Annotated in this window: 18 protein-coding genes; 15 read left to right on the top strand and 3 right to left on the bottom strand. The window is 68.7% G+C overall.

All coding sequences use genetic code 11. The features are described from left to right. Positions 1–9 precede the first annotated feature (9 nt). Positions 10–912: a LysR family transcriptional regulator gene (locus tag OS124_RS24065; protein WP_168161447.1), complete on the bottom strand. Its 903-nt coding sequence runs from the start codon at positions 910–912 to the stop codon at positions 10–12. Positions 913–1,075: 163 nt separating this feature from the next. Between OS124_RS24065 and OS124_RS0108240 the strand changes: the two genes are divergently transcribed. The 6 genes from OS124_RS0108240 to OS124_RS0108215 are packed head-to-tail and all read left to right on the top strand — an operon-like array spanning position 1,076 to position 8,472. Then, entirely contained in the window at positions 1,076–2,047 is a 972-nt protein-coding gene (locus OS124_RS0108240) for an ABC transporter permease (protein ID WP_010139022.1), read from the top strand. Next, entirely contained in the window at positions 2,044–2,940 is an 897-nt protein-coding gene (locus tag OS124_RS0108235; protein ID WP_010139021.1) for an ABC transporter permease, read from the top strand. Before OS124_RS0108240 ends, OS124_RS0108235 begins: the two co-directional genes overlap by 4 nt. Beyond that, complete coding sequence (locus OS124_RS0108230) at positions 2,937–3,914, top strand: ABC transporter ATP-binding protein (RefSeq protein WP_010139020.1); 978 nt, start codon at positions 2,937–2,939, stop codon at positions 3,912–3,914. Before OS124_RS0108235 ends, OS124_RS0108230 begins: the two co-directional genes overlap by 4 nt. Continuing rightward, complete coding sequence (locus OS124_RS0108225) at positions 3,911–4,969, top strand: ABC transporter ATP-binding protein (protein WP_010139019.1); 1,059 nt, start codon at positions 3,911–3,913, stop codon at positions 4,967–4,969. Before OS124_RS0108230 ends, OS124_RS0108225 begins: the two co-directional genes overlap by 4 nt. An 18-nt stretch (positions 4,970–4,987) precedes the next feature. Then, positions 4,988–6,562 (top strand): ABC transporter substrate-binding protein, encoded by a 1,575-nt coding sequence (locus OS124_RS0108220; RefSeq protein WP_010139018.1) that lies wholly within the window; start codon positions 4,988–4,990, stop codon positions 6,560–6,562. An 8-nt stretch (positions 6,563–6,570) separates the two neighbouring features. Then, on the top strand, positions 6,571–8,472 hold the full coding sequence (locus tag OS124_RS0108215; protein ID WP_083834566.1) for a CocE/NonD family hydrolase: 1,902 nt from the start codon (positions 6,571–6,573) through the stop codon (positions 8,470–8,472). Here OS124_RS0108215 and OS124_RS0108210 read toward each other — a convergent pair. Continuing rightward, entirely contained in the window at positions 8,462–9,394 is a 933-nt protein-coding gene (locus OS124_RS0108210) for a LysR family transcriptional regulator (protein ID WP_010139016.1), read from the bottom strand. The two genes, OS124_RS0108215 and OS124_RS0108210, sit on opposite strands and share 11 nt — an antisense overlap. Positions 9,395–9,509: 115 nt before the next feature. Here OS124_RS0108210 and OS124_RS0108205 point away from each other — a divergent pair, with 115 nt between their 5' ends. Together OS124_RS0108205 and OS124_RS0108200 are read left to right on the top strand one after the other, a co-directional pair. Continuing rightward, positions 9,510–10,190, top strand: coding sequence for an RraA family protein (locus OS124_RS0108205; protein ID WP_010139014.1), 681 nt, complete (start codon positions 9,510–9,512; stop codon positions 10,188–10,190). Beyond that, positions 10,187–10,876: a helix-turn-helix transcriptional regulator gene (locus OS124_RS0108200; RefSeq protein ID WP_010139013.1), complete on the top strand. Its 690-nt coding sequence runs from the start codon at positions 10,187–10,189 to the stop codon at positions 10,874–10,876. Before OS124_RS0108205 ends, OS124_RS0108200 begins: the two co-directional genes overlap by 4 nt. Here the strand turns inward: OS124_RS0108200 and OS124_RS0108195 are convergent. Further along, positions 10,858–11,619 carry an HpcH/HpaI aldolase family protein gene (locus tag OS124_RS0108195; protein ID WP_010139012.1) on the bottom strand — a complete coding sequence of 254 codons (762 nt, stop codon included), beginning with the start codon at positions 11,617–11,619 and terminating at the stop codon, positions 10,858–10,860. The genes OS124_RS0108200 and OS124_RS0108195 overlap by 19 nt on opposite strands. 126 nt (positions 11,620–11,745) lie before the next feature. Here OS124_RS0108195 and OS124_RS0108190 point away from each other — a divergent pair, with 126 nt between their 5' ends. The 7 genes from OS124_RS0108190 to OS124_RS26495 form a co-directional block, all read left to right on the top strand. Continuing rightward, positions 11,746–12,651 carry a proline iminopeptidase-family hydrolase gene (locus tag OS124_RS0108190; RefSeq protein WP_010139011.1) on the top strand — a complete coding sequence of 302 codons (906 nt, stop codon included), beginning with the start codon at positions 11,746–11,748 and terminating at the stop codon, positions 12,649–12,651. Beyond that, on the top strand, positions 12,648–13,478 hold the full coding sequence (locus tag OS124_RS0108185) for a carbon-nitrogen hydrolase family protein (RefSeq protein ID WP_010139010.1): 831 nt from the start codon (positions 12,648–12,650) through the stop codon (positions 13,476–13,478). The genes OS124_RS0108190 and OS124_RS0108185 overlap by 4 nt, the downstream gene beginning before the upstream one ends. Before the next feature lie 125 nt (positions 13,479–13,603). Continuing rightward, on the top strand, positions 13,604–14,455 hold the full coding sequence (locus OS124_RS0108180) for a hypothetical protein (RefSeq protein WP_010139009.1): 852 nt from the start codon (positions 13,604–13,606) through the stop codon (positions 14,453–14,455). Continuing rightward, positions 14,452–15,543, top strand: a complete 1,092-nt coding sequence (locus OS124_RS0108175; protein ID WP_010139008.1) for an ABC transporter substrate-binding protein — start codon at positions 14,452–14,454, stop codon at positions 15,541–15,543. The genes OS124_RS0108180 and OS124_RS0108175 overlap by 4 nt, the downstream gene beginning before the upstream one ends. A gap of 56 nt (positions 15,544–15,599) precedes the next feature. Next, complete coding sequence (locus tag OS124_RS0108170) at positions 15,600–17,330, top strand: ABC transporter permease (RefSeq protein ID WP_010139007.1); 1,731 nt, start codon at positions 15,600–15,602, stop codon at positions 17,328–17,330. Then, positions 17,323–18,396: an ABC transporter ATP-binding protein gene (locus OS124_RS0108165; RefSeq protein ID WP_010139005.1), complete on the top strand. Its 1,074-nt coding sequence runs from the start codon at positions 17,323–17,325 to the stop codon at positions 18,394–18,396. The genes OS124_RS0108170 and OS124_RS0108165 overlap by 8 nt, the downstream gene beginning before the upstream one ends. A gap of 11 nt (positions 18,397–18,407) precedes the next feature. Further along, on the top strand, positions 18,408–18,583 hold a 176-nt coding region (locus OS124_RS26495), incomplete at its 3' end, for a GntR family transcriptional regulator (protein WP_010139004.1).

Below are 18,583 nucleotides of genomic sequence, written 5' to 3'. Positions count from 1 at the left end.
GCGCCGGGATCACCCCTCGGCCAGCAGCTCTTCGAGGAAGCCGTTGGCGCAGGCAATGAAATTCTCCGCCGCCTGGCTCAGGGGCATCTCGGCGTTGAAGGCGAAGGCGAACCGGTCGGTCATCGCCGGGGTGATTGGCTTCTGCACCACCGGCAGATGGGAGAAGTCGCGCGCCATCAGACCGTTGACGATGGTCAGGCCAAGCCCCTCGGCGACGAGAGAGCAGGCCGACATCACCGAATGCGCCTCGATCCGCACCACGGGGCTCTGGCCGGCGGTCCAGAAAGCCGCGTCAAGATCCCGGCGCGGCGCGCGCATCCGCCCCAGCAGGATCAGTGGCTCTCCGTTCAGATCCTCCATCTTCACCTCGTCCCGGGTGGCCAGCCGGTGACCGGCGGGCATCACGCAGACGCTGCGCGCCGAGATCGTCGGCAGGATGGCCAGCCCCGCCCGCTGGATCGGGATGCGCAGGAACCCCAGCTCGGCCCGGTCGTCCAGCAGCATGCGCTCGATGGTGTCATAGGGGCCGGTGTGCAGCTCGACCTGTACGCGGTCGTTCTCGGCCAGGAAACGGCTGAGGATGCGCGGCATGATCGACAGCGTCATGCTGGCAGGCACCGCCACCCGCAGCCGCAGGGCAGGGGAGTTGCCCCGCCGCAGGTCCCGCGCGAGATGCTGCAGGCGCTGACCCCGGTCGACCATGCCGAAGATCTGCCCCTGCAGCGCATGGCATTCCCGCGTCGGCACCAGCCGCCCCCGGTCGCGCAGGAACAGCTCCAGGTCCAGCTCTGCCTCAAGCTGGGCGATGCGCCGCGACACGGCGGACTGGGTGATCCCCAGCTCGGACGCCGCCGCAAGGGTCGAGCCCTTTTCCATCACCACGCGGAAGGTTTCGAGAAGGTTGAGCTGCATCCTGGGCTCCGCTTGGATATGCGAATTGCGCATATGTTTGGGCATATTTCTCATAATATTGCATATATGAGAATCTTCGCACAAGCTGTTCCGAAAACAGGGACACAGCACAGCAAGCCATGCCTCAGAACATGTCGGACCACCCGGGCCAGGACGGCGCCCGATGACGGTCTTCATCCTCCGCCGGGTACTTCAGGCCATTCTGGTCCTGTTCATCACCTCGCTTGTCGTCTTCCTCGGGGTTTACGCCATCGGCGATCCGCTCGAGATCCTGCTGCCCGCGGATGCCTCGATGGCCGAGCGCGCCCAGGTTGCCGCCTCGCTGCACCTCGATGATCCGCTGCCGCTGCAATACCTGAACTTCATCACCTCGGCGCTGCAGGGCGATTTCGGCCGCAGCTTCGTCTACAACCGCCCGGCGCTGGACGTGATCTTCGAGCGCCTGCCGGCGACGCTGGAACTGGTGACGACCTCGCTGATCCTGTCGCTGATCCTCGGCATCCCGCTGGGGCTGATCGCGGGTGTGAAGCCCGGCAGCGTGACGGACGAGTCGATCATGACCGGCTCGATCCTGGGCTTCTCTCTGCCGAACTTCTGGCAGGGCATGATGCTGATCATGATCTTCGCCGTCTGGCTGGGCTGGCTGCCCTCGACCGGGCGCGGCCAGACCGGGGACATCCTTGGCATCCGCACCAGCTATGCCACCTGGGACGGCTTCATCCACCTGCTGCTGCCCGCCACCAACCTGGCGCTGGCCCAGATCGCCCTGGTGATCCGCCTGACCCGGACCGGCGTGCAGGAGACCATGCCGCTGGACTTCGTGAAATACGCCCGCGCCCGGGGGATCAGCGAGCGCCGCATCCTCTTCGTGCATGTGCTGAAGACCATCCTGATCCCCATCGTCACCGTGCTGGGCATCGAGTTCGGCAGCCTCATCGCCTTCGCGGTCGTCACCGAGACGATCTTCGCCTGGCCCGGTGTCGGCAAGCTGATCATCGACAGCATCAACATGCTCGACCGGCCCATCGTCGTTGCCTACATCCTGGTGATCGTCGCGATGTTCATCGTCATCAACCTGATCGTCGACGTGCTCTATTCGCTGCTCGATCCCCGCATCCGGAGCCGCGCATCATGACCATGACCTTCCTCCGCAAGAGCGAGAGCATGGCAGCGCGCATCCTGCGTGGCCTGCTCTCCAGCCCCAAGGCGACCATCGCGGCGGTGATCTGCCTGATCCTCGTCTTCTCGGCCATCTTCGCGCCGCTGATCGCGCCGCAGAACCCCTACGATCTGAACGAGATCGATTTCTTCGACGCCAAGCTGCCGCCGATGTCCGAGGGCTATTCGGGGATGACCTACATCCTCGGCACCGACGGGCAGGGGCGCGACATGTTCTCGGCCATGCTCTATGGCTTGCGCACCTCGCTGGCGGTCGGCGTGACCTCGGGTCTGCTGGCGATGCTGGTCGGCACGGCGCTTGGCCTGATCGCCGCCTACCGGGGCGGTTTCCTCGACAGTTTCATCATGCGCTTCGTCGACCTGATGCTGGGCTTCCCGACGATCCTCGTGGCGCTGATGGTGCTGGTGGTCTTCGGGCAGGGCGTCGGCAAGGTGATCCTGGCGCTGGTCTTCGTGCAATGGGCCTATTTCGCCCGCGCGGTCCGGGCCACGGCGCTGGTCGAATCCGGCAAGGAATATGCCGAGGCCGCCCGCTGCCTGGGCATCCCCGCCTGGCGCATCATGGGCGGGCACATCCTGCCCAACTGCCTGCCGCCGCTGATCGTCATCGGCACCATCCAGGTCGCCAGCGCCATTGCCGCCGAGGCCACGCTGTCCTTCCTCGGTATCGGCCTGCCGATCACCCAGCCCTCGCTCGGGCTGCTGATCTCGAACGGCTACCAGGTGATGCTGGCCGGGCTCTACTGGATGTCGGTCTACCCGGGCCTCCTGCTGCTGGTGCTGGTCTTCTCGGTCAACATCGTCGGCGACCGCCTGCGTGAAATCCTGAACCCGAGGCTGGCGCAATGAGTGATCCCCTTCTGGAAGTGCGCGGCTTGCGCACATGGTTCGAAACGCCGAAAGGCACCGTCAAGGCCGTGGATGGCGTCGACCTGACGCTGGAGCGCGGCGAGATCCTGGGCCTGGTCGGCGAAAGCGGCTCGGGCAAGTCGATCACCGGCTTCTCGCTGCTGGGTCTGGTCGATCCGCCGGGCCGGGTGGTCGAGGGCGACATCCGCTTCCTTGGCGAGGACCTGCGCTCTGCCAGCCCGCGTCGGTTGCGCGACCTGCGCGGCAACCGCATCGCGATGATCTTCCAGGACCCGATGATGACGCTGAACCCGGTTCTGCGCATCGGCACCCAGATGATCGAGACGGTGCGCGCCCATGCCAAGGTCAGCAAGGCCGAGGCCCGCGCCAAGGCCCGCGACGCCCTGTGCCAGGTCGGCATCCCGCACCCCGATGAACGCATCGACGCCTATCCGCACGAGTTCTCGGGCGGGATGCGCCAGCGCGTCGCCATCGCCATCGCCCTGCTGCACAAGCCCGATCTGATCATCGCGGATGAGCCCACCACCGCGCTGGACGTGACGATCCAGAGCCAGATCCTCTCCGAGGTGCAGACCCTGACCCGCGAGATGGGCATGGGGCTGATCTGGATCAGCCACGACCTGGGCGTGGTCGGCCAGCTCGCCAACAAGGTGGCCGTCATGTACGCGGGCCGCATCGTCGAGCGCGGCACCGTGGACGAGGTGCTGGACACCCCGCGCCACCCCTATACCCGCGGGTTGATCGACAGCCTGCCGATGGAGAACGACCGCGGCCAGCCGCTGCGCCAGATCCCCGGCAATGCGCCGCCGCCGCTTGGCCGCCCCGAGGGTTGCCCTTTCCGCCCCCGCTGCGCCCGCGCCACCGAGGCCTGCCTGTCCGAACCGGCCGAGACCGAGGCACAGGGCAGGGGCTGGCGCTGCTTCCACCCGCTTGAAGAGGAGGCCATGGCATGACCGGGACCGCTCCGATGATCGAGGTGGCGGGCGTCACCAAGCATTTCCGCCGCAAGACCGACCTGGCCGAGCGCCTTGCCATGCGCGTCGGGCTGGCCGAGGAGCCGCCGACCGTCCATGCGCTGGACGACGTGTCGTTGCAGATCGCCGAGGGTGAGGTCGTGGGCCTCGTGGGCGAGAGCGGTTGCGGCAAGTCCACCCTGGGCCGCGTCGTGGCGGGCATGCTGCCGGTGACCTCCGGTCAGGTCGCCCGCGACGGCAAGGACATCGCCAAGCTGAAGGGCGCCGAGGCGCGCGCCATGCGCCTTGCCACGCAGATCATCTTCCAGGACCCGATGTCCTCGCTGAACCCGCGCAAGAAGGTCGTGGACATCATTGGCGAGGCGCCCCGGCTGCACGGGCTGGTGAAACGCTCCGAGGTGCGGGCAGAGGTCGAGCGGCTGATGGGGCTCGTGGGTCTCGATCCCGCCATGGCCAACCGCTATCCGCACCAGTTCTCGGGCGGGCAGCGGCAGCGCATCGGCATTGCGCGCGCGCTGGCCGTGAACCCGGATTTCCTGATCTGCGATGAAAGCATCGCCGCGCTGGATGTCTCGATCCAGGCGCAGGTGATCAACCTGCTGGTGCGGCTGCGCGAGGAGCTGTCGCTGACCCTGCTCTTCATCAGCCATGACCTGTCCGTGGTGCGCTACATCTCGGACCGGGTGGTGATCATGTACCTCGGCCGGGTGGTCGAGACCGCCCCCACCGACCGCATCTTCGACGCGGCGCGCCATCCCTATACCCAGGCCCTGCTGGAAGAGATCCCCCGGATCGACCGGCGCGGCCACCGCTTTTCCTCGGTGAAGGGGGAAATCCCCTCGCCGGTGAACCCGCCGCAGGGGTGCCATTTCCACCCCCGCTGCCCCTTCGCCATGGACAGGTGCCGGACCGAGCGTCCGGCGCTGACCCAGGCCAGCCCCGGTCATTCCGTTGCCTGCCACCTCGATGGCGGCACCGGGCGGCCACTTTCCGAAGCCGGCGTCACGACCGGCGACATCCCCGCAATCGACTGACCAACAAGGAGCCAACCCATGCGCCTGACCAAGACCGCCGCCCTTGCGGCCCTTCTGTCCACCACCTGGCTGATGCCTGCCTGGGCCGCCGATCTGACCATCGGCCGCGCCTCCGAGCAAAGCTCTATCGACCCGCAGTTTTCGCGGACCGGCAACAACCAGATGACCTCGACCATGTTCTTCGACCGCCTGGTGGCCTTCGACGAGAACCTCCAGGTCTCCCCCGGCCTCGCCGAGAGCTGGGAGATCCAGGACGAGACCACCTGGCTGCTGAAGCTGCGCGAAGGCGTGACCTTCCACGACGGGTCGCCCTTCACCGCCGCCGACGTGGTCTATTCGCTGGAACGCGCCGACGAGGTGCCGAACTCGCCCGCGCCCTACACCGACATGGTGTCCTCGCTGGCCACCGTCGAGGCCGTTGACGACCTGACCGTCAAGATCACCACCAACGTGCCGAACCCGGCGCTGATGGAGGACATCGGCCGCGTCTTCATCATCTCGAAGGCCGCCGCAGAGGGCAAGGCAAGCGAGGACTTCTCGTCGCCCGCCACCGCCGTCGGCACCGGCCCCTACGTGCTGGAAGAGTGGAAGCCGGGCGAGACCCTGACCATGCACGCCAATGCCGATTACTGGGGCACCGTGCCCGAGTTCAACGAGGTCGAGATCCGCTACATCTCGAACGACGCGGCCCGGGTTGCGGCGCTGCTGTCGGGCGCGGTCGACGTGATCGACGCGGTGCCGCCGCAGGATGTGGCGCGCCTTGAGGGCACCGACGGGATGCATGTCTTCTCGACGGCTTCGGGCCGGGTGATCTACCTGGGCCTGTCGATGCGCTTCGACCAGGCGCCGGCCGTCACCGATCTCGATGGCAACCCGCTGGCTGAGAATCCCTTCAAGGACGCCCGCGTCCGCAAGGCGATCTCGCTGATGATCGACCGCGAGCTGATCGTGGATCGCATCCTTGGCGGCTCGGGCGTGCCTGCGGGCCAGCTGGTGCCGGACGCGCTTGGCGGTCACAACGCCGATGTGCCGGCCGACACGCCGGACGTGGCCAAGGCCAAGGAACTGCTGGCCGAGGCCGGCTATCCCGATGGCTTCGGCCTGACGCTCTACAGCTCGAACGACCGCTTCCCCGGCGACGGGGACCTCGTGCAGGCGCTTGGCCAGATGCTGTCGCGCGGTGGCCTGAAGGTGAACGGCGTCGAAGCGCTGCCCTACTCGGTCTACTCCAAGGCCGCCTCGGCGGGCGACTACGGTGCCTTCGTCTTCTCGCTTGGCTCCTCCACGCCGACCTCGGCGCCGAACCTGCAGTCCTTGCTGCACACCTACGACAAGGAGGCCGGCAAGGGCGCCTTCAACCGCGTCCGCTTCTCCTCGCCCGCCTTCGACGCGGCCCTGGCCGACGCCTTGCAGGAGTTCGACCCCGAGACCCGCATCGCCAAGCTGGAAGACGCCACCAAGCTGGTCTTCGACGAGACCCCGATCGTGCCGCTCTACTGGCAGAAGGTGCATTGGGGCCTGCGTGACGGGCTGACCATCGACGCCGGTCTGTCCGAACAGACCCTGCCGCAAAAAGTGACCTCTGCCGAGTAATGATCCCCATGACCACCCCCACTGATACCCTGCTTGAAACAGCTTCCCTGACGCCGGCCGAGCCGGTTGCGCCGGGGGTGGTCGTGCATCGCAACGTGATGGTTGCGATGCGGGACGGCGTGCGCCTTGCCACCGATGTCTATCGCCCGGCTGGCGCCGATGGCGGGGCGGATCCCGCGCCCCGTCCGGTGATCTTCGAACGCACGCCCTATGACAAGGCGGGCACGCCCCGGACCGAGCTCTCCGTGGCGCGCCCCACCCCCTACAGCCGCCCCGAACTGGCCATCAAGCTGGTCGCCGAGGGCTACGTGGTGATCTGGCAGGACTGCCGGGGCCGCTACGACAGCGAGGGCAGCTTCACCAAGTACCTCAACGAGGCCGAGGACGGCTATGACAGCATGGTCTGGATCGCGGCGCAGGACTTCGGCAATGGCCGCGTCGGCACCATGGGGCTGAGCTATGACGCCCATGTTCAGATGGCCATGGCCTGCCTGAACCCGCCGGGACTGGCCTGCATGGCGGTCGACTCGGGCGGCTTCTCGAACGCCTTCACCTGCGGCATCCGCCAGGGTGGCGCGCTCGAGATGAAACAGGCCACCTGGGCCTACAATCGCGCCATGGAAGCGCCGCTTGCCGCGGCCGATCCCGCCGTCCTGGGCGCCATCGAGGCCGAGGACCTCGCCGGCTGGATGACCCGCACCCCCTGGACCAGGGGCCGCTCTCCGGTCCGCTGGGATCCCGATTACGAGGGCTACCTGCTGGACCAGTGGCAGCACGGCACCTTCGATGACTTCTGGAAGAAGACCGGCATCTGGGCAGCGGGCTATTACCACGATTTCCCGAAGATCCCGATTATCTTCATGTCCAGCTGGTATGACGCCTACGTGCAGACCACGCTTGAGAATTACACCGGCCTCAAGGGCTCTGCCGCCCGGCCGCTGACCCTGATCATGGGCCCCTGGACCCATGGCAACCGTTCACGCCGGATCTTCGGCGATGTCGATTTCGGCCCCGCGGCGGTCTTCGACGGCCAGGTCGACGAGGACTGGCTGGCCTTCCGCCTGAAGTTCTTCGCCCGCTGGCTGAAGGATCAGGACCAGGCCGAGAGCCTGCGTGACGAGCGGGTGCACCTTTTCGTCATGGGCGGCGGTTCGGGCCGCAAGACGCCCGAGGGGCACCTGGATCACGGCGGCCACTGGATCGAGGCCTCCGACTGGCCGATCCCCGAGGCAGAGGCGCTGCGCCTCTACCCGGCGCCCGACATGTCGCTGTCGGCGACCCCGGCCGCGGGCGAGATGGGCTATGCCTATGACCCGGTCAATCCGGTGCCGACGATCGGCGGTTCGCTGACCTCGGGCGAGCCGATCTTCGAGGGGGGCGCCTTCGATCAGACCGAGGATGCGCGCTTCTTCGGCTGCACCAATCCCGGGATGCCGCTGATCGCGCGCCGCGACGTGCTGTCCTTCCAGACCGCGCCGCTGGCCGGGGACCTGCTGGTGGCGGGGCCGGTGACGATCCGCCTGAAGGTTTCGACCGATGCGCCGGATACCGACTTCACCGCCAAGCTGGTGGATGTCTATCCTCCGTCATCGGACTACCCGCGCGGCTACGCGATGAATGTGACCGACGGCATCTTCCGGGTGCGCTACCGCAAGGGCTATGACCGTCCCGAGCTGGTCGCGCCGGACGAGGGTGCCTTCGAGATCACCATCACCCCCTTCGCCACGGTGAACCTGTTCAAGGCCGGGCACCGGCTGCGGCTGGACATCTCCTCGTCGAACTTCCCCAAGTACGATATCAACTTCAACACCGGGGAACCCGAGGGCACCGCGCGCGGCAGCCGCGTGGCGCACAACACCGTGCATCTCGGCGAGGGCACGGTGCTTGAGTTGCAGGTGCTCAGGAGCTGAACGGGGGTATCCCCGTCTTTTCCGGTCTCGTCTCTTCCGGTCCCGCCGCCATGCCCGTCGTCGTGCTGCTGACCGCGAGCGCATAGCGCAGGGCGCTTTCGGCGGCGGCGCCCCGGCTTTCGCGGCGCTGTGCGGCGGCGAGGCTCAGCGGTTGCGGCGGGGTTTCCGCGGTGATCCGGCAGAGGTCGCCTCGCGCCACTTCCCGCGCCACCGCCGCCTCGGGCACCAGCGCGAGGCCCGCGCCCTCGACCGCCAGTCGGATCATCATGAACAGGCTGTCGCTCTGGCTGAAGCGGTGGTGGCGGCCGGGGCCGAAGGCGGGGGCATGGGTGGTGCCGTGCACCGGCGAATCCCAGCTGTAGCCGATGATCGGAGAGGCGCCGATCTGCTCGTCGCTCATCCGGCCGGGAAACTGCCCCGCCGCGCCGACCCAGGTCATCGCGAAACTGCCCAGCGGGGTCAGGCGCAGCCCCGGTGCCGCCGCGCCCGGGGTGACGAAACCGATATCGAGCTGGCCCGAGGAGAGATGGCGCAGCAGGGTGGCGCTCTGGTTGACCTCGATCTCGAGGCGCAGGTCGGGGTGGCGGGTTTCAAGGTCGCGGACCATGGGCATCAGCCATGTTGCGGCCACGGGGCCGTTCGCGCCGAGGCGCAGACGGGTGGCGCGGACGTCGGGGCTGCGATGAAAGGACAGGTCCTCGGTCAGGCGCAGCACCTGTCGGGCATAGTCCAGCAGTTCTTCCCCCGGCGCGGTCAGGGCCAGTCCGCCGGTGCGGTCCAGCAGGGTGACGCCCAGCTCTTCTTCCAGTCCCCGGATGCGGGCCGAGACCGTGGGCTGCGAGATGTTCAGCACCTCCGCCGCGCGCCGGAAAGAGGAAAGCCGGGTGACCCAGTAGAAGGTGCGAAGGCTGTGGATCTGCATGGGCCGCTCCGGTGGTGCCACAGGTGATCAGGAAATTCTATCGGCCTGATCCGTTAATTCAAGTGGACCGGGGGCAGGGCGGCGGTGCGTGATAGGGAAAACGACCGGAGTTTCCATGACCTATGCCATCGCCCCCATGCCAGAGCCCGTGCCGGCCGACCGCCTGTCGCGCCTCGCGGCCTTCGAGACCGTCCTGCTGGGCCATTTCCTCGACCGCGGGGTGATGGATCCGGGGATCGCGCCGGTCGGGCCGGTGGCGCGCCTTGTCGGCACGGCGGTGACGCTGACGCTGCCGGGCTTCGATTCGACGCTGCTGCACCATGCGGCGGGGCTGCTGCGGCCCGGAGACGTGCTGGTCATCGACCGGCGCGGCGATACCCGGGCGGCCTGCCTGGGAGGCGGCGTTGCCATGGCGATCCGCAATGCGGGCGCGGCGGGGGTGGTGATCGACGGCTGTCACACGGATACCGCCGAGCTGCAGGCGCTCGGCCTGCCGGTCTTCAGCCGTGGCACCGCCGTGTTGACCACGCGGCTGACCGGTCAGGGCGGGGCGCTGAACCGGCCCGCCTGCGTCGGCGGCGTGCCGGTGCTGCCGGGCGATGCGGTGCTGGCCGATGCGCTTGGCGTGGTGAGCCTGCACGCCGCCGACCTGCCCGGCGTGCTGGACCGCGCCGAAGCGCTTCAGGCCCTGACCGACCGCACCATCGCCGGGGTCGCGCGGGGCGAGAAGATCGGCCAGCTGTCCGGCGCCTCGGAGATGGTCGCCCGACTGAGCGCCGAAGAGCGCGCCGGATGAGCGCGGCCGCCCGCCACGTCGATGCCCTGCAGGCCCGCATGGGGGCAGGGGTACTGGGGCTGGTCTATGACTATTCCCCGGTGCCCTTCTCGCCCGACCCGGCGCGCTTCACCCTGCCCGAGGTGATCGAGGCCCGAGGCGCGGCCGAGCGGCTGCTGGAGGACTGGTGCGGGCGGGCGCTCTATCGGGCGGACCCGGTGCAGGGTCGCGCGGCGCGGCTGCTGCACCCGTTCTACTGGAGCTACCACGCCGGCGAGCCCTCGGAGATCGGGCCGGATCTGGCGCGCGCCGATGTCGGCGAGGTGCGCGAGCGATTGCTGTCCTGGGGGCTGGGGCGCGGCATGACCGTGCCGCTGCACCTGCCGGGGCGGGGCTTCGCCACGCTCAGCGCCTTTCTCGATGCTCCGGCGGATGCCGACCGTCTGGCCCATTTCGCGCTGGACGCCTTCCGCCTGCAGGACCGGATCTCGGCCGGGCGGGCGCCGGATCGCGGACCGCTCTCTCCGCGTGAGGCCGAATGCCTGGCCCATACCGCCGAGGGGCTCTCGGCCAAGCAGATCGCCCATGCGCTCGGCCGGTCGGAAAGCATGGTGGTCAAGCACCTGCAGGCGGCAGGGGCGAAGCTGGGGGCGCGCAACCGCAGCCATGCGGTGGCCATCGCCACGCGTCAGGGCTGGATCGCCTGAGCCGCCGCCGCCATCGCCGCCCCCCGCAGCAGGCCCACATCCGAGGTGGCGCTGACCAGCACGTGACCGCGCGCGAAAAGGTCCTGGGGGCTTTCTCCCGGCAGGCAGGCGCCGCCCAGCAGGCAGCCGGTGGCGCGTACCCGGGCCTCGGCCTCGCGCAGCGCATCGGCCAGCGCGGCAGAGGCGAGGTCGCCGAAGGTCCCGTAGTCCGTCGTCAGGTCGAGCGGGCCGAGGAACAGCATGTCGATGCCGGGCACCGCGGCGATCTCCTCGATGGCCTCAAGGCCCTGGCGGCTTTCGATCATCACCGCGACCAGCAGCCCCGCATTGGCGCGGGCGGCGTGATCCGTGTCGGCCCCGTAGCGCGCAGCGCGCGAGACGGTGAACTGCGCGCCCCGCCGGCCCAGCGGGGCATAGCGGGCGGCCTCGGCGATGGCACGGGCCTGCGCGGCGCTGCGCACATCGGCCACCATCACGCCGTCGAACCCCGCATCCAGCAGCGGCTTGATCGCCCCCGCCGAGCCGTCCCGGGCCCGCGCCATGACGAAGGCGCCACTGACCGCGCGGATAGCCCGCAACTCGTGCAGCGCCCCCGAGAGGTCGGCGGCGGCATGTTCCCGGTCGACGATCAGCAGCGGGAAGCCGGCCAGGGCCATCACCTCGTCGACATCGGGGTTGCCGAGGAAGAGGAAGGCCCCGGGCAGGCGGGTGCCCTCAAGCAGTGTCTGGCGCAGGCTGGTCATGGGGATCTCCGCTGTTTGGCGCAGGCTAGCGGGGCGTGGCAGCCCGGGCACCCTGCAAGATCTTGCAGCTTACCTGGCGGGGCACCGATCGCGCAGGATCAGCCGAACGACCGACAGGAGAAACGGATGCCGCAAGACGTGACCCCCCAGGAGGGCTTCTGCCCCTTCCGCGGCCATCAGACCTGGTACAGGGTGACCGGAGACCTGGGCAGCCCCTTGCCGCCGCTGGTCATCGCCCATGGCGGCCCGGGCTGTACCCATGACTACGTCGATGCCTACAAGGCGCTGGCCGCGACCGGGCGCGCCGTGGTGCACTACGACCAGCTGGGCAACGGCCTCTCGACCCACCTGCCCGAGGCGGGGGCGGATTTCTGGACGGTCGAGCTGTTCCTGGCCGAGCTGGACACCCTGCTGGATCACCTCAGCATCCGCGACGGCTATTGCCTGCTGGGCCAGAGCTGGGGCGGCATGCTGGCGGCCGAACATGCGGTGCTGTGCCCGCAGGGGCTGAAGGCGCTGGTGATCGCGAACTCTCCCAGCTCTTTCCCGACCTGGGTGGAAGAGGCGCTGCGCCTGCGTCGTGATCTGCCGGGGGGCATTCACGAGACGCTGCTGACCTACGAGCAAACCGGCGATTTCGCGCATCCCGACTACCTTGCCGCCACCGATGTCTTCTATCGCAACCATGTCTGCCGCATGGACCCCTGGCCGCCCGAGGTGGTCGCCACCTTCGATGCCATCGCCGCCGATCCGACGGTCTATCACACGATGAACGGCCCGACCGAATTCCACGTCATCGGCACCCTGAAGGACTGGACCATCGAGGACCGCCTGCATCAGGTCACCGCCCCGACCCTGGTGCTGACCGGCCTGCACGACGAGGCCACCCCGCGTGCCGCCCGCGCCTATGCCGAGCTGATCCCGGGCGCCGAATGGGTGCTTTTGGGCAAGTCCAGCCATATGCCCCATGTCGAGGAACATGACCTCTGCATGGCCACCGTCGCCAGCTTCCTCGAAAGGGCCTGCGCATGACCCGTTTCGCCGCGATCCAGATGTGTTCCACCGCCGATGTGGCAGCCAACAACGCCGAGATTTCGCGCCTGGTGCGCGAGGCCGCGGGGCGGGGCGCCCGGGTGATCAGCCTGCCCGAGGCCGCCAACATCCTGCTGCGGAACCAGATGGCCTATCCCGCCACCTGCCTGCCCGAGGCCGAGGACACGACCCTGGCGCTCTGCCGCGACCTGGCGGCCGAGCTGGGGATCTGGCTGCACACCGGCTCTCTTCTGCTGCGCACCGAGGATGGCCGACGGGCCTGGAACCGGGGCCACATGATCGCGCCCGACGGGCGGATCTCGGCCCGCTACGACAAGCTGCACACCTTCGATGTGGCGCTTGGCGGGGCCGGGGATTTCATCGAGAGCCGCGCCGTGGCACCTGGGGAACGCGGGGCCGTGACCTGCGAGGCCGATGGCCTGACGCTTGGCCTGTCGATCTGCTACGACCTGCGCTTTGCCTATCTCTTCCGGGCTTTGGCCGGGGCAGGGGCCTCGGTGCTGATGATCCCGGCCTCGTTCTCGCCGATCACCGGGCCACTGCATTGGGAAACCCTGCTGAAGGCGCGCGCCATCGAGACCGGCTCCTACGTGGTGGCCGCCGCGCAATGCGGCATCCGCGATGGCGTCACCACCTTCGGGCAGTCGCGCATCATCTCTCCCATGGGTGAGGTGCTGGCGGCGGCGGAAGACGAGCCGGCCGTGATCCTGGCCGAGATCGACCCCGAACAGGTCGCCGAGACCCGCCGCCGCCTGCCGGTGCTGTCGCAGACCCGCGTGCTGGCAGCGGTGACCCATGAAGCCTGAGGCCCGGTCCGTGGCCGCCACGGGCGGCAAAGAATTTGACATGGCTCAAATTGGTGCCAATTTGGGCGACAAAGATGACGCCATTGGCGCCGCCGCCCCGACTCTCCCTTGCTGAAAGGCCCTGCATGACTTCCCCAGACGACACCGCGACACGGAACGACGCCGAAGACCGGCTGGCCGGGCTGCCCGTAGAGGGACTGCCCGGCACGCCGTGGCGCTACGTGCTGCGGCCCTCGCAGCGGCCCGGCGCGCCGCTGGTGATCGCCGCCCATGGCAGCGACCGCGATCTGCGCGGGCTGGTCGAGGGACTGGGGATGGAGGGCGATGTCACCCTGCTGGCGCCGGTCTTTCCCGCCCGGATCGGGGGCGAGGACACGGGCGATGACTACAAGTTCCTGACCGGGGGCGGGGCGGATTACCTGGCGCTGATGGATGCGATACTGGCCGATGCGTTGTCCCGGCTTCCGGCCGCGCCCGCGCGGACCTGGCTCTTCGGCTTCTCGGGCGGGGCGCAGTTCGCGCAGCGCTACGCGCTGTTCCGCGCCGCGCGGCTTGACGGCCTGATCCTGGCGGCCCCCGGAGGCGTCACCCTGCTGCGCCCCGATGTCGACTGGTGGCCCGGCCTGGCCGGAGCCGAGGCCGCGGTTGGCGCAAGCCCCGACCTTGCCGGGATGGCCCGGCTGCGCACCGCGATCCTGATCGGCGCCGAGGACCGCGCCGCGGGCCTTGTCGACCGCGCCCCCGGCACCCGCTTCGGCGCCGCCCGGGCCGGGCTGGCCGGGGCCAGCCGGCAAGAGCGCGCCCGCGCCCTGCACGATGACCTTGCGGCCCATGGCACGCCGGTCATCTTCACCGAAATTCCAGGCGTGGGGCACAGGCTTGCCCCCTGCGCCGAGGCTGCCGCGCAGATCCTGCGGGACTGGCTGAACGAAGAAAAAGCAAGCACCATCCAGACCACCAACAGGAGTGTCACATGACCCGTTACTGGATCACCGGGGCCGCCGCCCTTCTCGCCGCCTCTGCCGCCCAGGCGCAGGAGGTGCCCGCGGGCTATCCCGCCGACTATGCCGAACTGATCGCCCAGGCCCAGACCGAGGGCTCGCTGCTGATCTACACCAACCTCTCGAATGCCAACCTCGGCCCCGTGGTTGCGGCCTTCAACGAGGCCTACCCGGACATCGACGTGCAATCCATCGAGATGGGCCCCTCGGAGGCCTTCTCGCGCTACCAGGCCGAGACCGGCACCGGCGTCGAAAGCGCCGACCTGATCATCGCCAATTCGATCCCCGACTGGATCCGCGCCGTCGAGGCCGGGACCCTGGCCGACTATGCCTCGCCCGAACAGGCCAACCTGCCGGAATGGTCCTACCCCGAGGCGGGTCTCTATACCTTCTCGGCCGACCCGATGGTCACGATCTACAACAAGATCACCGTGCCCGAAGAGCTGCAGGTCAGCGCCATGGAGGACTACTTCGGCAATATCGTCGCCCACCCCGAGGTTTTCGAGGGCAAGATCGGCACCTATGACGGGCGCTATGCCTTCGGCGGCTCGATCGGCTATGCCTTCGCCAAGTTCCACGGCGATGCCGCATGGGACTGGTTCGCCTCGGCTGGTCCGCTGACCCGCCCCGGCGGCGGCGCGGGCGGCATGATCGAGCGCACCCTGACGGGTGAGCTGGCCTCCTCGTTCTTCGTTTCGGGCCCGGTGGTCTTCGGCAAGCTGGGCGATGGCCTCGGCGAGGTGCTGGGCTGGACCTTCCCCTCGGACGGCACGCCGGTCTTCCTGCGCGGCATGGGCATCACCGAGGGCGCACCGCATGCCGCGGCCGCCCGCGTCTTCCTGGACTTCGTCCTGTCCGAGGCGGGCCAGTACGGTGTCGCCGCCGGCAACCTGACGGCCTACCGTCCGGGCGTCGAACCCGAGGGCGAGAACGCCTTCTCGCTGGATGACGTGATCGAGGCCATCGGCGGCGAAGAGAACCTGATCCTCGTCGACTACGATCCCGAGATGGTCGCCAACTTCGAAGCCTTCAACGCCCGTTGGGGCGAAGCCTTCAAGATGTGAGACCAGGGACCGGCGCCCGCTCCCCGGCGCCGGTCCCCCCGTGAAAGGACGTATCCATGGCTCTCCTGCCTGTCACCGGAACCAGCCCCGGCGCCGCGCCGCCCTTCGACCGGGCGCGCCTGGCGCAGTGGCTGATCTTCGCCATCACCGCCGCGCTGATGCTGGCGCCCGCGCTGCCGATCCTGCTGCAGGTGGTCGTCGACCGTCCGCTCTACTCCGAGGGCTGGCAGTTCACGCTGGACAATATCGCCCAGCTTGTCCGCGACGAGCGTATCGGGCGCATCGCCCTGACCACCGGCCTGTTCGCGCTGTTCAGCGTCGTCATCGCCGAGGTGCTGGGCATCGCCGCCGCCCTGCTGATCGGGCGCACCGACATGCCCGGGCGCAAGGTCATGGGCGACGTGCTGATGTGGCCGCTCTACCTGTCGCACCTGATCTTCGCCCTGGGCTGGGTCGTGATGTACGGCCCCTCGGGCTTCATCACCCAGTCCATCGCGCAGCAGATGGGTGGCACCGCGCCCTGGAACCTCTATTCCATCGCCGGCATGTCCGTCGTCGCCGGTATCAGCCAGGCCCCGCTGGCCTATCTCTATTGCCTCTACGGCGCCGTCCGCTCGGTCGATGCGACGCTGGAGAGCGCGGCCCGCACCGTCGGCGCCGGCCCGCTGCAGGTGCTGCGCAAGGTCACCCTGCCGCTGATGATCCCCTCGATCATCACCTCGACGGCGCTGAATCTGGTGATCGCGGTCGAGACCTTATCGATCCCGCTCTTCCTCGCCCGGCCGGCGCGGATCGACACCCTGTCGACCTTCCTCTACGGCGAGGGCATCGCGGCCTCGAACCCGAACCACGGGCTGGTCGCGGCCTCGTCGCTGCTGCTGATGGCGCTGGTCGGCTCGACCCTGATCGTGCAACGCCTGCTGCTGCGCCACGGCCACCGCTACGAGACCGTCAAGGGCAAGGGCACCCGCCCCATGGTGCTGAGCCTCGGCAAGTTGCGCTGGCCGCTGGCGGGCCTCTTCGCCGCGGTGCTTCTGGCGACGGTCGTGGTGCCGATCGCGGGCATCATCCTGCGCGCTTTCACCTCGTTCCTGTCGCCGCTGGTGCCGGTTTCCAAGGTGCTGACCCTGAACAACTTCACCAAGCTCTTCGCGGATGAGGCCAATATCCGCGCGATCTGGAACACGGTTGAGATCTCGCTGCTTTCGGCCAGCCTCGGCACGCTGCTGGCGGTGGCGGTGGCGCTGGTGATCCAGAGATCCGACTTCCGCTGGGCCGGCACGCTTGAGGCGCTGGCCTATTCGCCGCGCATCGTGCCCGGCATGATCACCGGCCTCGGCATCTTCTACGCCGCGGTGATCCTGCCCCCGATGGGCTGGCTGCGCGGCAATATCGGCATCATCGTCGTGGCCTATGTCATGGCGACCCTGCCGCTGGCGCTCGGGGTGATCCAGCCCGCCATCGTGCAGATCGGCCGCGACCTCGACAAGGCCGCGCGCACCGTCGGCGCCGACTGGCTGGGGGCGATGCGCATCGTGCTGCTGCCGCTGCTGAAACCGGCGCTTCTTGGCAGCTTCATCCTGCTCTTCGTCTTCCACCTGAAGTCCTACATCATCGCCATCTTCCTGATGGCCCCGGGGCTCGAGGTCATGGGCGTGTCGATGCTCTCGCTCTGGACCAACGGGGACGTGGGGCCGCTGGCCGCCTTCGCCTCCTTCCAGATCGTGCTGATCGCCGTGCTGCTGATCCTCGCCCGCGTCCTCTTCAAGGTTAAGATCTATGACTGAACTCGTTCTCTCCGACCTCTCGCGCCGCTACGGCCAGGCGCTGGCCATCGACGGCATCAACCTCACCGTGCAGGAGGGCGAATTCCTTACCCTTCTTGGCCCCTCGGGCTGCGGCAAGTCGACGACGCTGGCCTCTGTCGCCGGTCTCGACCAGCCGACCGGCGGGCGCATCACCTTCGGCGAGCGCGTGCTGGCCGATGCCGCCACCGGGGCCTACCTGCCGCCCGAGGCGCGCGGTTTCGGCGTGGTGTTCCAGAGCTACGCGCTCTGGCCCCACCTGAGCGTCGAGGACAACGTCGGCATGGCGCTGAAGCTGCGCAGGGTGGGCGCGACCGAGCGCGGCCGCCGCATCGCCGAGGCGCTGGAGCTGGTCGAGCTGGGCCCGCTGGCGAAACGCTACCCGGGCGAGTTGTCGGGCGGGCAACAGCAGCGCGTGGCGCTGGCCCGCGCCATCGTCTTCCGCCCGCCGCTGCTGCTGCTGGACGAGCCGCTGTCCAACCTTGATGCGCAGCTGCGTCAGCAGGCGCGGATCTGGCTGAAGGACATCCAGCGCGAACTGGGCCTGACCACGATCTATGTCACCCACGACCAGGACGAGGCCCTGGCCATGTCCGACCGCATCGTCGTCATGCGTGGAGGCAAGGTGGTGCAACTGGGGACGCCGCAACAGATCTACACCGATCCCCAACACCCTTTCGCCGCCAGCTTCATCGGCAATGCCAACCTGCTGGCGGTCAAGGGCGAGGCCGTGGCCGAGCCGGGCGCCTGCACCGTCACGCTGCCCGACGGGCAGGCGATCCGCGGCCGCACCCCGACGGGTGCGCTGGCGACGGGCGATCAGCTTCTGGCAATGCGTCCGCATCTCGTCAGTTGCACCCCGTGCGAAAATGCGTCTGAAATCAACGTGGAGTTCGGGGCTGAAAGCTATCTGGGCGATCACTTCGAACAAGAGGCCCATGTGGCCGGCACCGCGATCCGGCTGAGCGTCGAGGTGCCGCAGCCGCGCGGGGCGGGACGGATCTGGATCCGGCAACAGGATGCGGTGGTCTTCGCCGCCGACCGCTGAGGAGAGAGGACGTGAGCAAGACCGAGACCATCGCCGCCGCCGATGTCACCGAACGGCTGCGCAGCGACATCCTGCTGGGGGCGCTGCGCCCCGGCGAATGGCTGCGCCAGATCGACCTGCAGGACCGCTACGCCTGCACCCGCTCGTCGGCGCGGGCGGCGCTGGCCACGCTGGCGGCGGGGCAGGT

This window comes from Oceanicola sp. S124, from assembly GCF_000220565.1.
In the GTDB taxonomy this organism is placed as follows: domain Bacteria; phylum Pseudomonadota; class Alphaproteobacteria; order Rhodobacterales; family Rhodobacteraceae; genus Pseudooceanicola.
The sequence above is the reverse complement of the archived record's forward strand: the minus strand, read 5'-3'. Positions and strand labels throughout refer to the sequence as shown.

What these genes read in the sequence shown, in the direction of transcription:
- OS124_RS0108190 (WP_010139011.1), top strand. Translation starts at nt 11,746, where the DNA reads ATGCCGCAAGACGTGACCCCCCAGGAGGGCTTCTGCCCCTTCCGCGGC.
- OS124_RS0108195 (WP_010139012.1), bottom strand. Translation starts at nt 11,619, where the DNA reads ATGACCAGCCTGCGCCAGACACTGCTTGAGGGCACCCGCCTGCCCGGG.
- OS124_RS0108170 (WP_010139007.1), top strand. Translation starts at nt 15,600, where the DNA reads ATGGCTCTCCTGCCTGTCACCGGAACCAGCCCCGGCGCCGCGCCGCCC.
- OS124_RS0108235 (WP_010139021.1), top strand. Translation starts at nt 2,044, where the DNA reads ATGACCATGACCTTCCTCCGCAAGAGCGAGAGCATGGCAGCGCGCATC.
- OS124_RS0108210 (WP_010139016.1), bottom strand. Translation starts at nt 9,394, where the DNA reads ATGCAGATCCACAGCCTTCGCACCTTCTACTGGGTCACCCGGCTTTCC.
- OS124_RS24065 (WP_168161447.1), bottom strand. Translation starts at nt 912, where the DNA reads ATGCAGCTCAACCTTCTCGAAACCTTCCGCGTGGTGATGGAAAAGGGC.
- OS124_RS0108230 (WP_010139020.1), top strand. Translation starts at nt 2,937, where the DNA reads ATGAGTGATCCCCTTCTGGAAGTGCGCGGCTTGCGCACATGGTTCGAA.
- OS124_RS0108220 (WP_010139018.1), top strand. Translation starts at nt 4,988, where the DNA reads ATGCGCCTGACCAAGACCGCCGCCCTTGCGGCCCTTCTGTCCACCACC.
- OS124_RS0108215 (WP_083834566.1), top strand. Translation starts at nt 6,571, where the DNA reads ATGACCACCCCCACTGATACCCTGCTTGAAACAGCTTCCCTGACGCCG.
- OS124_RS0108185 (WP_010139010.1), top strand. Translation starts at nt 12,648, where the DNA reads ATGACCCGTTTCGCCGCGATCCAGATGTGTTCCACCGCCGATGTGGCA.
- OS124_RS0108240 (WP_010139022.1), top strand. Translation starts at nt 1,076, where the DNA reads ATGACGGTCTTCATCCTCCGCCGGGTACTTCAGGCCATTCTGGTCCTG.
- OS124_RS0108175 (WP_010139008.1), top strand. Translation starts at nt 14,452, where the DNA reads ATGACCCGTTACTGGATCACCGGGGCCGCCGCCCTTCTCGCCGCCTCT.
- OS124_RS0108165 (WP_010139005.1), top strand. Translation starts at nt 17,323, where the DNA reads ATGACTGAACTCGTTCTCTCCGACCTCTCGCGCCGCTACGGCCAGGCG.
- OS124_RS0108225 (WP_010139019.1), top strand. Translation starts at nt 3,911, where the DNA reads ATGACCGGGACCGCTCCGATGATCGAGGTGGCGGGCGTCACCAAGCAT.
- OS124_RS0108205 (WP_010139014.1), top strand. Translation starts at nt 9,510, where the DNA reads ATGACCTATGCCATCGCCCCCATGCCAGAGCCCGTGCCGGCCGACCGC.
- OS124_RS0108200 (WP_010139013.1), top strand. Translation starts at nt 10,187, where the DNA reads ATGAGCGCGGCCGCCCGCCACGTCGATGCCCTGCAGGCCCGCATGGGG.
- OS124_RS0108180 (WP_010139009.1), top strand. Translation starts at nt 13,604, where the DNA reads ATGACTTCCCCAGACGACACCGCGACACGGAACGACGCCGAAGACCGG.